Below are 14,248 nucleotides of genomic sequence, written 5' to 3' on the forward strand. Positions count from 1 at the left end.
ATATTTCTCCCTTAAATTACCAACGGAAATGAGCAAATGCTTTATTTGCTTCCGCCATTTTATGAGTATCTTCTCTCTTCTTAACAGCAGCACCCCTACCTTCAATAGCTTCAAGCAACTCTGCAGCCACTCTATCACCCATTGTGCTTTCTTTTCTTTTACGCGCAGCTTCTATAATCCATCTCATACCCAATGTTTGACGACGCTCAGGTCTAACCTCAACAGGAACCTGATATGTAGCACCACCAACCCTACGAGACTTAACCTCAACTAAAGGACTAATACTTTCTAAAGCATTCTCAAAAACTTCAACTTCATTAACTGAAGAGTCTTTTGCTTTAATCTTATCAAATGCACCATAAACAATTTTCTCTGCAACAGATTTTTTGCCATCAAGCATAATATGATTTACAAATTTAGCTACAACCTGACTCTTATACTTAGGATCAGGTAAAATATCACGCTTCGGAGCTCTATTTCTTCTAGACATTAATACACCTTTTCAAATTTTATTTAAACACAAACTAAGACTTAGGACGCTTAGTACCGTACTTAGAACGACCATGCTTACGATTATTAACGCCTGAAGTATCTAAAGCACCCCTTACGATATGGTAACGCACACCAGGTAAATCCTTAACCCTACCACCTCTTATAAGAACAACACTATGCTCTTGCAGGTTGTGACCTTCACCACCAATATAACTTGTAACTTCAAAACCACTCGTTAATCTTACACGAGCAACTTTTCTAAGTGCTGAGTTAGGCTTCTTAGGAGTTGTTGTATAAACTCTTGTACAAACCCCTCTTCTTTGAGGACACGCCTTTAACGCAGGCACCTTAGATTTAACAACCGATCTCTTACGAGGGCTGTTCACCAACTGATTGACTGTTGCCATTAGTTATTATTCTCCGTTTTTATTTATCAGTATTTAATTCGCATACTTAATACTATTTAACTATAGAAATAGCATTACGCACAAATCATATCAAAAAAGAAAGGTAAAGAAAAGCAAAAAACTAGCTAGTTTGTTTTCCAAAAACAGACTTAAATGCAACATATAAATAATTGCACATAGAATAAACAGTAAGAATCACTGCAACATAAAGCATAAAAAAGCCTAACAAAATAAACCATGTATTAAAACTAGAGTAATCGATAGCATCCTCAAAGTGCATAGCAGGCTTAATTAAAAATATAAATAAAGCCGTCATCTGAGCAGCCGTCTTAACTTTTCCCCAGTAACCAACCTTCACCACACTTCTTTGACCAAGTTCAGCCATCCACTCTCTCAATGCTGATACCAGAATCTCACGACAAATCATTATGATCGCTGGGATTGTAGCCCACCAATAAGGATACATTTCAACAAATAAACACAAAGCTGTAGCAACAATTAACTTATCCGCAACAGGATCTAAAAAAGCCCCTAGCTTCGACGTCTGCTCCCATTTCCTGGCCAAATATCCATCCAGCCAATCTGTTGCAGCACCAAGCAAAAATAACGTTGCCGTAACACCATGATGATGATTAAAATCAATATAGAAGCAAGCAAGCATAAATGGGATCAAAAACAATCTCCCAAAAGTTAATAAATTTGGAACACTAAAATACATTAGATCTCTCCTGTATGGCCAAAGCCGCCACTTGCCCTACTAGTTACATTATCAAATTCTTCCACTAAATCAAACTTTGCCTGCACCACAGGAACTATAACCAATTGAGCAAATCTCATTAAAGAGGCTATTTCAATAACATCTTTAGAGCGATTAAAGCAAGAAACCATCAACTCTCCTTGATAATCAGAATCAATCAATCCGGTTCCATTACCCAACACCAAACCTTTCTTATGACCCAATCCAGACCTAGGCAATATCAAAGCTGCGAAATTAGGATTACCAATACTTATTGCAACCCCAGTTCCAATAAGCTTACATTCCCCAGGCTCAAGAAAAACACTCTCTTCGATACAAGCAAGCAAATCAATTCCTGCAGAACCTAAAGTTGCATATTTAGGAATATCACTTATCAATTTTTTATTTAATATTTTTATCTGAACTTTTTCTATCAAAATAAAACTCCAAAATTAAAAACTCAAAACACCCACAACATATCCCAAGAAAACAAAGAGAGGCAAAGTTGGTAAATAACCATCTATTCTATCAAGAATACCGCCATGGCCAGGCAAGATATCACCACTATCTTTAACTCCAGCAACTCTTTTTATCATACTCTCAAAGACATCTCCAATAACAGAAACAATTGACACAATCCCACAAACAATGATCATAAGTAAATATTTTAAAAAACCTAAATCCATAAACAACAGAAATACAACAGAAACTATAATTGCTAAAACAAGTCCACCAACCAAGCCTTCTACAGTTTTCTTAGGACTTAATCTTGGAAGTAGCAATGTCTTACCCATAGACTTTCCAACAAAATATGCTCCACTATCAGCAGCAGCTATAATCAATATAAATAAAAATACCCATGCTATACCATTACTATGCAACACATATAGAGATGCCGCAAAAGGTGTTAGTGCAAAGGCACCAAAGATAAGTATTTCTAGAGATGTTAATTTCTCAATCTTTTCTTTCTCATATTGGTAAAGTTTATATATGCCATACAACCAAAAAATTGGAAAAATGAATTGTATATATTTAAATAACGCTGCAACCAGTATAGCTAAAACACCATAAATCGCTAAATACTTAATAATATCCTCATTATTACTTACTCCAGCCAACCTAATCCACTCATGGGCACCAAGTATAGCAACCAAAAACACCCCTACTCCGAAAATATAATCCGAAGCAACAAGTAAAAATCCAAACACAACAAGAGCTAGTAATACTCCAGTAACAATCCTTTGTTTCATTATTTCCCTTCCACCCTACAACATTAATAAACTACGAAGATTTTCCAAACCTTCTTTGTCTCGTATAATAATAATCAACCGCTTTCTGCATTTCTTTTTTAGTAAAATCAGGCCACATAACTTTTGTGAAATACATCTCAGCATATGCTAACTGCCACAACATAAAATCACTAAGCCTCACTTCACCACTCGTTCTAATAAGCAGATCAACGGGCAGAGACCCTGCTACAAGCTTTTTTTCAAGATCTTGCATCTCTATATTCTTTATTCTCTCTTCATCTCCTGAAAAATCTAGACACAAAGATTTAACAGCTTCCAGTATTTCCCACCTACCAGCATAATCAACAGCCAACCTCAAGTCTAAAGCACTATTTTGAGCAGTAAGCTTCTCAACCTCTTCAATTTTTGCAAGCAAATCAGATGATAATCTTTTTCTATCTCCAACAACCGTTAGTTTAACATTATTTTTGTGAAGCTTTTCTGCCTTACTTTCCAGGGTCTTCAAAAACAACTCCATAAGATCATCAACCTCATCTTTAGGGCGAGACCAATTATCTCTACCAAATGCAAATAATGTAAGAGTTTGTACATCATTTTCAGTACAATACTCTATAGTAGAATCAACCCTAGAAACAGAACTTCTATGACCAAAAATTCTTGGCTTAAACCTACTCTTTGCCCATCTGCCATTACCATCCATAATAATAGCAACATGCCTAAGGCTAGGCTTTTCACCAAAACTCATAGAATAAATTTTGAAATTAGAATGTATAAATAATAAAAAAGATTCTGATTAAATACAAGAGATTATTAAGAAACAGCTATATCGCCATTAGATCCTGCTCTTTTTTAGCACATAACGCATCTGCTTGAGCAATCATTTTATCAGTTATTTTCTGAATACTATCTTCAGCCCTTTTTGCTTCATCTTCTGTAATCTCTTTTTCTTTAAGAAGCTCTTTGATATCGCCATTAGCATCTCTACGAATATTCCTAACAGAAATTTTACCATTTTCTGTCTCAGATCTTACTAGCTTTACCAGCTCTTTTCTTCTTTCCTCATTAAGGGCCGGCATAGGCACTCTGAGTGAGTCACCCAAATTAGTTGGATTTAAGCCCAAATCTGAAGAAATAATCGCTTTTTCGATTTTACCAGCCAAGCCCTTCTCCCAAGGCGATATACCTAATGTTCTAGCATCCAAAACAGTTATACTAGCGGCTTGAGAAATAGGAGTGTCAACACCATAATAATCGATCATAATGTGAGCAAGAAGATCCGGGTGAGCCCTACCAGTTCTAACCTTAGCTAAATCATCAGATAAAACATCCAAGCTTTTTTGCATTCTAATCTCAGCATCTTTTAAAATTTCATTTATCATATTATTAAATACAACCTCTATAAATTCTATAAATTAATTAAATGACCCATGTCCCACAAGTACCATCAACAACAGCATCTAATAGAGCATTTTCTTTTTGCATATCAAAAACATATATTGGAATATTAAAATCTCTACACTGAAGAAAAGAGCCCAAATCCATAACACAAAGTTCTTTACGCAAAACTTCATTAAAAGTAATGCTATCAAATTTCTTTGCATCAGCATACTTATTTGGATCTTTATCATAAACACCATCAACTGTAGTTGCTTTCAACAAAGCATTCGCACCTATTTCAACGGCCCTAAGACTAGCTGCACTATCAGTAGTTACAAAAGGATTACCCGTCCCACCAGAAAATATAAGCACCCTTCCTTCATTTAACGCCTTATTAAACTCATGAGCACTTGCAGATTTTATCAAAGAATCTATACTCCTAGCAGAAAAGGCTTCAGCCTCAACCCCCTCGCTCAGAAGCATATCTCGCAAAGCCAAAGCGTTTATCATAGTAGCAATCATACCCATAGAATCAGCAGTCGATCTTCTAATCTTGTCTCCAAAATCAGCTCTCCCACCTCTTAGAATATTTCCACCACCAACAACTATAGCGACTTCAACACCGACATCTACGAGCTTTTTTATCTGAGAAACAATAGTCTGAGCATTAAAAACATCTATTCCAAAACCATTGTTTCCAGCAAGAGATTCTCCACTAAGCTTTAATAAAATTCTTTTAAGCTTCGGAGCAGTTGACATAAATTAACCTTTTATTTGATTCATCACTTCTGTTGCGAAGTCTTCTTCTTTTTTCTCAATACCTTCACCAACATCTAAACGAATAAAGTTTAAAACTTTTGCAGATTTATCTTTAACAAGTTTTTCCACTTTAATGCTAGGATCTTTTACGAAGGCTTGACCTAGAAGAGCAACCTCATCTAAGAACTTACGAATTCTACCCTCAATCATTTTTTCAATAATTTCGATAGGCTTACCACTTTCTTTTGCTTGAGCTGTAAAAATTTCTTTTTCTTTAGCAACAACATCAGCTGGAACTTGCTCACCAGAAACTACCATAGGATTAACTGCCGCAACATGCATAGCTATATCTTTAGCCAAAGTCTCATCACCACCTTCTAATGCAGTAATAACACCTATTTTACCACCATGCACATAAGCACCAAGAACAGGAGCATCTGTAGTCTTGATTCTTCTAACTTGGATGTTCTCACCAATTTTAGCGATCAAATTTTTACGAGCTTCATCTACAGTTTCACCATTAGGCATTTTAGCTTCTAAAGCAGCCTCTACAGTTGTTGCTTTAGCAGCATGTGCAGCTTTTACAGCATTTGCAGCAAAAGCTTTAAAACTCTCATCTCTTGCTACGAAATCAGTTTCAGAGTTGATTTCAAGTAACACGGCTCTACCATCAGCAGCATACGCCTCAATAACACCTTCAGCAGCCACACGAGAAGCTTTTTTATCAGCTTTCGCCTGACCTGAAATTCTCATTTCTTCTGCAGCCTTTTCAATATCACCATTTGCAGAAACTAGAGCTTTTTTACACTCCATCATACCTGCACCAGTTCTTTCTCTAAGCTCTTTTACTAATTTAGCAGAAATATTTGACATTACTTTTAGCTCCTATTTATTATTGTGCTTGCTCTACAGCTTCTTCTTCATTTTTAGCTTCCAATGCTCTGTCTAAACCTTGAGCATCAATAACAGCATCAGCAAATTTTCTCATATAGAAAGAAATAGACTTAACTGCATCATCATTTCCTGGAATGATGTAATCGATATCATCTGGATTAGAGTTAGTATCAACAATAGACACAACTTTAATACCTAATTTCTTAGCTTCTTGAATAGCGATATGCTCTTTATTACTATCAATAACAACGATAGCGTCAGGAATTCCACCCATTTCTTTAATTCCGCCAAGAACTTTTTCTAGCTTCTCAATATTTCTAAAGTTTTGTAGCATTTCTTTTTTAGTTAAAGAATTTAATGTACCATCTTCTTTCATTTTTTCTAACTGAGCTAGCCTTTTAATAGACTGTCTAACAGTTTTATAGTTAGTCAACATTCCACCTAACCATCTATGGCTAACAAATGGCATACCACATCTTTTAGCTTCTGCTTCAACTATATCTTGAGCTTGTCTTTTTGTACCAACAAAAAGAACTTTTCCACCATTAGCTACAGTTTTACCAACAAAGTTTACTGCATCTTGGAAAAGTGGAACTGTTTTTTCTAGGTTTATGATATGAACACCATGGTTAATACCAAAGATATACTCATTCATTTTTGGGTTCCAGAAAGCTTTTTTGTGTCCAAAGTGAACACCAGCAGACAACATTTCTTTCATTAAAGACATAATTTTATCCTCTATTTTGGGTTACAACCTACATCCATTTTACTCTCAACAATCAAAAGACACCCTTTGAGAATAAAGCTATACAAGATGTATGATTTTTTAATTAAACAATTACTTTTTTGCTTAAAACATAAGCTCCGTGATTTTATCACACATTTTTTAAAACCACAAAACTATTTAAATATGAAACAACCTGTTAAAATAACTAAACTCAAAAAAATTAACTCTATGATCAATGATTTCATTAATAGTGGCTTATGATAAGAATCATGGAATAGGTAAAGAAAATACCCTACCATGGAAACTATCTGAAGATTTAAAGAATTTTAAAAAAATTACAGAAAATAACTATATTATTATGGGAAGAAAAACATTTGATTCAATTGGTCGCCCCCTCCCAAATAGAAAAAATATGATCTTAACTCGTGACAAAGAATATAAAAAAGATAATTGCTTAATAATACATGATATTCAAGATGTTTTAAATTTTGCAAAATCTAAGCCTCATTATGAAATATTTGTAATTGGTGGAGCTCAAATTTATAAGCAATTTGTAGATTTAGCAGATAGGCTATACATAACTGAGGTTGATACAGAAATGACTGACTTAGATGCTTTCTTTCCTGAATGGGATAAAAGCAAATATGAAAGAATTGGTTATAGAGAGTACAAAAAAGATGATAAAAACCAATTTAATTTTACTTTTAGTGTTTTTGAGAAAAGAAGCTAATATTAAATCTTTCATATAAGGCTATTTGTACAAATTTTAGTGCAAAGAAAATAATGAACAAAACAACTAAAGTTAGATTTATATAAAACACTACCTCCATAACGCTCTCAACACTCTTTGTTTTTAGGTCAAAAAAGAAATATGGATAGTACCCATTAGTTAAATAGCCATATACAAAAACATATATCAAATATAAAACAACTATTGAAACAGCAAAGATAAGAGATCTAAAAAAAGTATTCTTTCCATTAACAAAAAATATAAAATCAAACATTAAATAAAGAGCTATTACATAATGCTCTATAACACTATAAATATCTTCTCTAAGGATTCCTTCTGACAAAAATAGAGAAAAAACTATATATGTTAAAACAATAGAAGGCAAAGGAATAATAATATGCCTATCTTCTAATTTCCCCAAAGCAACAAAAATCAGAATCATTGCCACAACAAAATTGCTAACATATGTAAACTGAGCAAAAAGCTCAAAAACCGAATTAAACTCATGCCTATATACATGCCCTATAACAGAACCAGTAACACCAAATAATGCTAAAGCAGCAATAAGCAACCTACAAATTGATAAATATCCTTTCACAAAAGAGTTCCTTACTACTTATTAAATTGGCTCACTTTGAGGTTCAATCAATATTTCATTAATTGCTACTTTTGCTGGCTGAGTCATTGCATAAATTATACAATCAGCAATATTTTCAGGATCTAGAAACCCACAATCATTTTCACTTTTATAATCTGTAACAGCATCTTTTTCACTAGACATGGAGTGTAATGATGTTGCCACATTACCAGGCTGAATATTTACTACCCGAACCCCACTCTCAACAAGCTCATGGCGTAATCCTCTTAATGTAAACTCCATAAAAGCTTTAGTTCCTGAATAAACAGCTAATCCAGGAAAAGCTTGTCTACCCGCATCTGAAGTGATATTTATTAACATTCCTTTAGACTCAACAAGTGACTTCAATGATGAATGCAAAATATTTAAAAGGCCAATAACATTGATATTAACCATTGACAGCCACTCATCATAACTATTATTGGTCATTCTTTGATAATACATAACCCCAGCCGAATTAACCAAATAATCTATTGGTCCAAATTTCTTAATAGCCTCTGAAATAAATTTTTTAACTTGAAGCTTGTTTGTAACATCTGTCGGTATACCTAAACAACAATCGTTTTTGATATTTACGATTTCATCAAGGTGTTCCTTACGTCTAGCACAAATTGAAATATTTGCACCTAATTCAAGTAACTCAATAGAGACACTCCTGCCCATACCACTTGAGGCACCAAAAATAACAACGTGTTTATTTTTAAATTTCTGCATTACTATCTCCTCAAAAGGGTTATGAGTTTAACATTGGATCAAGCATCTCTCTAGAAACTAACGGGTAGCTAACACCACATTCAAACATAAGCTCTTCATAGTTAGTCTGCTTATAATTATTAGCAACAGAATGTAAACATTCATCATCATTATCAATTATAGCCTTTAGCTCAATATCTTTAAGCTGATTGATCCATTCATCTCTAGAAAGAAGATGACATTCTGTAAACTCCATAAGATCAATATCATTAACAATATTTATATTTGTCATGTTATAGATTTTGTTAAGTTTATTATCCAAAACAGCTTTAATAATATTTTTTGATAAATGAGATATCGGAGTCATCTCAAGAGCCAAACCTTCTGGAATAGATTTACTTGATACAATAGATTTTAATATAAGATAGTTTGTGTCTTTTTTATTTATATTCCCAATATCTGAAGCACTAATATTTCCTGGTCTAAAAATTGTCACCTCTAATCCTAAGTCTTTTGATAAAAGAAGTAACTTTTCTGCAGCCCATTTTGCCACACCATAACCAGACTTCCCTTGCACTAGGAATTTATCAATATCATGACTTTCATCTACCTCGACAGAATCACTCTCAGCAAAGACAGCATTACTGGAAATATGAAATATAGGCTTAATAGACTCACAACCCAAAGACAACTCAATCAATGATCTGGTTCCTATTAATGAGCTATCCCTAATTTTTTCATATGGCAAAATTAAATTAACATCTGCGGCAATATTAATAATTCCCGTAACGTTTTCTTGTAAATATATCCAATCTTCTAAAGTTGCACCTAATGACTCTTTAGCCATATCTCCTTTAATAAACTTAATTCTGCTCTTCTCTTCATCTAAAATATTTAGGCTCTTTATAATCTCATTAAAACGCTTTAACAAATGTGATTCATCCTCAGCACGAACAAGGCAAATAATTTGGTCATTAGTATTTTCTATAAGGTCTTTTAATATTTGCTTACCCAAAAACCCAGTCACCCCTGTTATTAACCAATTTTTCCCATTCTTACATAGTGGTCTTTTAGATTTCTTATTAATAGTGTTTACTAAGTAATTAAAAGCTTCATTAACATCTTTATTTACTATTTCCATGTCATTAGTCTGACTCAAGCTCCCAACACCATTAGTAAAAAGATTATAACTATCCTTAAAACTATTATTAGAAATGAAATCACCTATTTTAACTCTGTGAAACCCTTGTGTAGCTAAAGCATTAATAAGCATCATAGCAGATAAAGATGTTCCCCCAAGCTTAAAGAAACTGCTTTCATCTCTAATTAAGTCCTCATCGATATTCAATAAAGTTTTCCATAGATTTCTATAATCATCTAATGTACTCACCTCTGAAAACTTTACTTCATTTACTTTCTTATTGTTTACTGCTGATAAAATACTTCTTCTATCAAGCTTATTAGAGTAAGCATTTATATTTATCTTATCTAGAACCACAAATCTTTGTGGTCTCATATAAATAGCTAAAAAAGGAGATATGCAATCTATTATTTTCTGACTTATTTCATGACTATTAGAAAACTCCCAATTATGATAAAACTCATCTTGCTTATCTTTTGGAACCTCAATATATGCTACCAAGTGTTCATCAAGAAGCCCACTACCTTCTTTTTCAACTACACAGTGCATTATATTTAACTTATCTTTTACAACTGCTTCAACAAAAGGTAAAGAAATTGTGTATCCTCTTAACTTTACTATATAGTCACATCTACCAAAAACGGTAATTAACTTTCCATTTTCATCTAACTGGGCATAATCCCCTGTCTTATATAACCTTTTATTTATAGGACTTCTACTAGCATCAATAAACCTTTCATAGTTTAATTCCGGTCTATTTATATATTCAATAGCTAATCCTCTACTATGAACATATAGCTCACCTTTTTCATGAGGCTTACATATTTGATTCGCTTCATTTAATAAAACAACCTCCACATCATCCAGCAGATAACCTACAGGGACTATTTTTTTCTCCTGAACATTTTTATCATCTCTACATAGTTGGTATACAGCTACATCATGGCATTCTGAGATAGAATATAAATTATATATTTTCACTGTATCAAGATATGGCAAAAGCTTATGATATAAGGAACTTGAAACCACTTCTCCATTTAACCAACAGACTTTTAATTGGTTTAAGATAATCTCTGCCTGATCTGGTGATGTATGTAACAGTGTCTCAAGGTAGGATGGCGTAAATAGGCTTTCATCTATATTATGATTTACAAAATATTCTGCTAGCTCATAAAAATCATGTAACACTTCATCTCTAATGATGTATGTAGTACCACCTCTTAATATAGGTCTAAAGACTTCCCACAAATAATAAATATTACAAGCAACCTTAGACTTATCATCGTAATCTTTAATTTTATATCTTGTTTCATATGAAGCTAAAATAGCTTTATGAGAAATCGAAAGTCCCTTATGTTTACCTGTTGTACCAGATGAATAAACCATCCAAACAGTCTTATCTGGATCAACATTTATTGCTAAAAAAGTTTCTACAGAAAGCTTATCTTGACTACAAATATCTACAATATTTAGGGTTTTAACTCCTTTTAATTCATCAAAATAGCTATCACATAATAGAATTTTAGCATTAGTTTCATCTACTATATCTTGCAGTAATGGTATAGGAAAAGCCTTATCTAGCTGCAAGCAGCGCCCACCCACTAAAGATATTGCTAAAAAAGCTACTATTATTTCATAGCGTTTATCACAATATATTCCAACAACATCTCCCTCATTTACTCCTTGCTGATGTAAATCGTGACTTAGACGAATTATTAGATTTTTTACTTGCTGATACGTTAAAGAAAAATCATTATCTATTATACAAATATTATTTGGTGCTCTTTTTACTTGCTCAAAAAAAGCTTCATGTAGCGTTTGACTCATTAAATATGCTTTGGTAATAAAAATTTAAATATAATTTTAACTAGTCAAAGAGGATAATCAAAGTAAATAATAAATTAATTCTTTTGTAAATTTATAGCTTCTTTTTTATTAGAAAAAGGATTTATACCAATTTTCTCATACAAGGCTAGCTGTAAGACTTTAAGAACAAAAAAAGCTGTAAATAAAATTATAACGGCAATATTTATAAATAAGACCAGCAACACCACATTTTCAATTGTTTCTTTATTTAAGTCAAAAAAATGATATGGGTAATAGCCAACCATAAAGCCATAAATAAAAACATATATTAAATATATAAGAACTATAGATATAGCAAAAATAAAAGATCTTACAAAGGTAGTCCTGCCACTTACAAAAAATATATAGTCAAACATTAGATAAAATGCTGTTACATAATGTTCAATAATATTATAAAGTGGCTCACTTTCTAGACCTTTGGATATAAACAGTGAAAAAACTATATATGTAACAACTATAGATGGTAAAGGAATCAAAATATATTTATCTTCCAACTTCCCTAAAGAAACCAATATTAGCACCATAGCAACTATAAAATTACTAACGTATGTAAACTGTGCAAATATATGAAAAAGAGAACCAACGCTTTCAACAAGATATATTGACTTAATAAGGGATGTGCCCATCCCAAAAAGTGCTAATGCGGCAATAAATAGCCTACAAATAGATAAGTACCCTTTCACCTTCTGAGTACCCGTATTACTTCCAGTAACCCTTGGTCTCAAAGCGATTAACAAAATGAGTGCTTAAATTAGCCAAATTCATTCTCAAATTGCTTAATAAATCAGGATACTGTCCTGCTTGAAAAAAGTAATGTAAAACAGGGAAAACATTCCCTTTACCAAGTATCTTTTCTACACCCTCTTCAAACTTAGAAAAGTCTGCCCTATCATCTAAATAATTATCTAAATACAAACAAAGCTTATCTAAAGTTTTTTCTTCGGCTCTATCAAAGTATTTTGATAATTCTTGATGATATTCATACCTGCTATCATGAAAAAATGGATAAATATTATTTTCCCAAGCTATCTTATAACTATCATCAACATAACTACTATTTAAAACATTTAATTTCATCAAACTAAAATAAATTTTACCTGTATTCATCATTCCAACCTTATTTATTCAACTCTTCTTGCACTATTTGGTTTACTTGTTTTGGATTAGCCTTTCCTTTACTAGCCTTCATTGCCTGGCCAACAAAGAATCCCATGAGCTTATCTTTACCCGCTTTAAAATCTGCTGCTTGTTCAGGGTTATCTCTAATAATGCCTTGTACAAGTTTGCGAATAGCTCCCTCATCAGAAACTTGCTTTAGACCAAGTTCTTCTATAAGAGAGTCTATATTTTTAGGAGACTCTATATATGCCCCTATAACTTGTTTAGCGGCTTTCTGAGATATCACATCGCTTTGTGTTTTGGTAATAATCTCTTCAAGAATATTAGCTGGCACAATATCTCCAGAAAATTCTTTTTCTAACCTATTTAGTATAGAAATTAGATCTACTGTAATCCAGTTATATGCTATTTTGTAACCAACAGACTTTGCTACTTGATCATAGTAATCAGCAATTTCAAGATTTGATAATAAAAACTCAACCTCTTGCTCTCCTAAATGCTCACGGTATAAAGCTTCTCTTTGCTCAGGTTTAAGTGGCATATTTGTTTTAATATCTTGAATATACTCGTCAGTAATTATAAGAGGCAATAAATCAGGATCTGGAAAGTATCTATAATCAAAAGCATCTTCTTTTGCTCTCATGGATCTAGTTTCATTAGCATCTGCATCATACAATCTAGTTTCTTGAACCACCTTTTCTCCCCTTTCAAGAACAGCTACTTGGCGAGAAAATTCGTATGCTATTGCTGATTCAATAAATCTAAAAGAATTTATGTTTTTTAACTCTGCACGAGTTCCAAATTCTTTTTGACCTTCAGGACGAATTGAAAGGTTAACATCACATCTAAAAGAACCTTCTTGCATATTTCCATCACAAATATTTAGATGCTTAACTAATTGGTGTAATTTCTTAAGGTAAACAACTACTTCTTCAGCAGATCTAAAATCTGGATAAGTTACTATCTCTAAAAGAGGAGTGCCTGCCCTATTATAGTCAAGACCTGTTTCATCTCCAACATAACCATGTACAGACTTTCCTGCATCCTCTTCTAAATGCGCTCTTTCTATACGAATAATTTTATTACCTTTAGATGTCTCAATCTCTAACTTACCTTCTTGCACAATTGGATTATTAGACTGACTAATCTGATAACCCTTAGGCAAATCTGGATAAAAATAATTCTTACGAGCAAAAAAACTATCTTTTGAAATAGTCGCATCTACTGCTAATCCAAAAATCACAGCCTTACGAATTGCTTCTTTATTTACTACAGGCAAAGTCCCAGGCAATCCTAAATCTAAAAACGCTGCTTGTGTATTTTGGTGTTGACCATATTTATTAGCAGCACTTGAAAATAACTTAGACTTAGTATTTAACTGAATATGAACTTCAAGCCCTATCACCATCTCCCATTTCAT

The 14,248-nt window shown here is 33.0% G+C and carries 17 protein-coding genes; 1 reads left to right on the plus strand and 16 read right to left on the minus strand.

Annotated elements, in window-relative coordinates; all coding sequences use genetic code 11:
- Positions 1–16 precede the first annotated feature (16 nt).
- The 10 genes from rpsG to rpsB form a co-directional block, all read right to left on the minus strand.
- Positions 17–490: a 30S ribosomal protein S7 gene (gene rpsG / locus KX01_RS00880; protein ID WP_071663203.1), complete on the minus strand. Its 474-nt coding sequence runs from the start codon at positions 488–490 to the stop codon at positions 17–19.
- Between the two features lie 34 nt (positions 491–524).
- Positions 525–899, minus strand: coding sequence for a 30S ribosomal protein S12 (rpsL, locus tag KX01_RS00885; RefSeq protein ID WP_071663204.1), 375 nt, complete (start codon positions 897–899; stop codon positions 525–527).
- 121 nt (positions 900–1,020) lie between these two features.
- On the minus strand, positions 1,021–1,617 hold the full coding sequence (gene pgsA / locus KX01_RS00890) for a CDP-diacylglycerol--glycerol-3-phosphate 3-phosphatidyltransferase (RefSeq protein WP_071663205.1): 597 nt from the start codon (positions 1,615–1,617) through the stop codon (positions 1,021–1,023).
- Positions 1,617–2,069 carry a dUTP diphosphatase gene (gene dut / locus KX01_RS00895; protein ID WP_083578932.1) on the minus strand — a complete coding sequence of 151 codons (453 nt, stop codon included), beginning with the start codon at positions 2,067–2,069 and terminating at the stop codon, positions 1,617–1,619. The genes pgsA and dut overlap by 1 nt, the downstream gene beginning before the upstream one ends.
- Positions 2,070–2,087: 18 nt before the next feature.
- A complete protein-coding gene (locus tag KX01_RS00900) occupies positions 2,088–2,885 on the minus strand; it encodes a phosphatidate cytidylyltransferase (RefSeq protein WP_071663207.1) in 798 nt (265 codons plus the stop codon).
- Between the two features lie 31 nt (positions 2,886–2,916).
- Positions 2,917–3,630, minus strand: a complete 714-nt coding sequence (uppS, locus tag KX01_RS00905; protein ID WP_071663208.1) for a polyprenyl diphosphate synthase — start codon at positions 3,628–3,630, stop codon at positions 2,917–2,919.
- Between the two features lie 76 nt (positions 3,631–3,706).
- Positions 3,707–4,264: a ribosome recycling factor gene (frr, locus tag KX01_RS00910; protein ID WP_071663209.1), complete on the minus strand. Its 558-nt coding sequence runs from the start codon at positions 4,262–4,264 to the stop codon at positions 3,707–3,709.
- 37 nt (positions 4,265–4,301) lie between these two features.
- Complete coding sequence (gene pyrH / locus KX01_RS00915; protein ID WP_071663210.1) at positions 4,302–5,021, minus strand: UMP kinase; 720 nt, start codon at positions 5,019–5,021, stop codon at positions 4,302–4,304.
- 3 nt (positions 5,022–5,024) lie between these two features.
- Positions 5,025–5,894, minus strand: coding sequence for a translation elongation factor Ts (gene tsf / locus KX01_RS00920; RefSeq protein ID WP_071663211.1), 870 nt, complete (start codon positions 5,892–5,894; stop codon positions 5,025–5,027).
- Between the two features lie 19 nt (positions 5,895–5,913).
- Positions 5,914–6,642 carry a 30S ribosomal protein S2 gene (rpsB, locus tag KX01_RS00925; RefSeq protein ID WP_071663212.1) on the minus strand — a complete coding sequence of 243 codons (729 nt, stop codon included), beginning with the start codon at positions 6,640–6,642 and terminating at the stop codon, positions 5,914–5,916.
- A gap of 235 nt (positions 6,643–6,877) precedes the next feature.
- Here rpsB and KX01_RS00930 point away from each other — a divergent pair, with 235 nt between their 5' ends.
- On the plus strand, positions 6,878–7,372 hold the full coding sequence (locus tag KX01_RS00930; RefSeq protein WP_071663213.1) for a dihydrofolate reductase: 495 nt from the start codon (positions 6,878–6,880) through the stop codon (positions 7,370–7,372).
- Here KX01_RS00930 and KX01_RS00935 read toward each other — a convergent pair.
- From KX01_RS00935 to gatB, 6 genes are all read right to left on the minus strand, one after another.
- Positions 7,347–7,970 carry a Pr6Pr family membrane protein gene (locus tag KX01_RS00935; RefSeq protein ID WP_071663214.1) on the minus strand — a complete coding sequence of 208 codons (624 nt, stop codon included), beginning with the start codon at positions 7,968–7,970 and terminating at the stop codon, positions 7,347–7,349. The genes KX01_RS00930 and KX01_RS00935 overlap by 26 nt on opposite strands.
- A 21-nt stretch (positions 7,971–7,991) precedes the next feature.
- On the minus strand, positions 7,992–8,723 hold the full coding sequence (locus KX01_RS00940; protein WP_071663215.1) for an SDR family oxidoreductase: 732 nt from the start codon (positions 8,721–8,723) through the stop codon (positions 7,992–7,994).
- Between the two features lie 19 nt (positions 8,724–8,742).
- Complete coding sequence (locus KX01_RS00945; RefSeq protein ID WP_071663216.1) at positions 8,743–11,670, minus strand: non-ribosomal peptide synthetase; 2,928 nt, start codon at positions 11,668–11,670, stop codon at positions 8,743–8,745.
- 74 nt (positions 11,671–11,744) lie between these two features.
- The gene (locus tag KX01_RS00950) at positions 11,745–12,392 is read right to left on the minus strand and encodes a hypothetical protein (protein ID WP_156860352.1); all 648 of its coding nucleotides are present in this window, start codon (positions 12,390–12,392) and stop codon (positions 11,745–11,747) included.
- 16 nt (positions 12,393–12,408) lie between these two features.
- Positions 12,409–12,816: a hypothetical protein gene (locus tag KX01_RS00955; protein ID WP_071663218.1), complete on the minus strand. Its 408-nt coding sequence runs from the start codon at positions 12,814–12,816 to the stop codon at positions 12,409–12,411.
- 10 nt (positions 12,817–12,826) lie between these two features.
- Entirely contained in the window at positions 12,827–14,248 is a 1,422-nt protein-coding gene (gatB, locus tag KX01_RS00960; protein WP_071663219.1) for an Asp-tRNA(Asn)/Glu-tRNA(Gln) amidotransferase subunit GatB, read from the minus strand.

The sequence above is a fragment of the Francisella frigiditurris genome, from assembly GCF_001880225.1.
GTDB classification, from domain to species: Bacteria; Pseudomonadota; Gammaproteobacteria; order Francisellales; family Francisellaceae; genus Francisella; species Francisella frigiditurris.

What these genes read in the sequence shown, in the direction of transcription:
- rpsG (WP_071663203.1), bottom strand. Translation starts at nt 490, where the DNA reads ATGTCTAGAAGAAATAGAGCTCCGAAGCGTGATATTTTACCTGATCCT.
- rpsL (WP_071663204.1), bottom strand. Translation starts at nt 899, where the DNA reads ATGGCAACAGTCAATCAGTTGGTGAACAGCCCTCGTAAGAGATCGGTT.
- pgsA (WP_071663205.1), bottom strand. Translation starts at nt 1,617, where the DNA reads ATGTATTTTAGTGTTCCAAATTTATTAACTTTTGGGAGATTGTTTTTG.
- KX01_RS00900 (WP_071663207.1), bottom strand. Translation starts at nt 2,885, where the DNA reads ATGAAACAAAGGATTGTTACTGGAGTATTACTAGCTCTTGTTGTGTTT.
- uppS (WP_071663208.1), bottom strand. Translation starts at nt 3,630, where the DNA reads ATGAGTTTTGGTGAAAAGCCTAGCCTTAGGCATGTTGCTATTATTATG.
- frr (WP_071663209.1), bottom strand. Translation starts at nt 4,264, where the DNA reads ATGATAAATGAAATTTTAAAAGATGCTGAGATTAGAATGCAAAAAAGC.
- pyrH (WP_071663210.1), bottom strand. Translation starts at nt 5,021, where the DNA reads ATGTCAACTGCTCCGAAGCTTAAAAGAATTTTATTAAAGCTTAGTGGA.
- tsf (WP_071663211.1), bottom strand. Translation starts at nt 5,894, where the DNA reads ATGTCAAATATTTCTGCTAAATTAGTAAAAGAGCTTAGAGAAAGAACT.
- rpsB (WP_071663212.1), bottom strand. Translation starts at nt 6,642, where the DNA reads ATGTCTTTAATGAAAGAAATGTTGTCTGCTGGTGTTCACTTTGGACAC.
- KX01_RS00930 (WP_071663213.1), top strand. Translation starts at nt 6,878, where the DNA reads ATGATTTCATTAATAGTGGCTTATGATAAGAATCATGGAATAGGTAAA.
- KX01_RS00940 (WP_071663215.1), bottom strand. Translation starts at nt 8,723, where the DNA reads ATGCAGAAATTTAAAAATAAACACGTTGTTATTTTTGGTGCCTCAAGT.
- KX01_RS00945 (WP_071663216.1), bottom strand. Translation starts at nt 11,670, where the DNA reads ATGAGTCAAACGCTACATGAAGCTTTTTTTGAGCAAGTAAAAAGAGCA.
- KX01_RS00955 (WP_071663218.1), bottom strand. Translation starts at nt 12,816, where the DNA reads ATGAATACAGGTAAAATTTATTTTAGTTTGATGAAATTAAATGTTTTA.
- gatB (WP_071663219.1), bottom strand. Translation starts at nt 14,248, where the DNA reads ATGAAATGGGAGATGGTGATAGGGCTTGAAGTTCATATTCAGTTAAAT.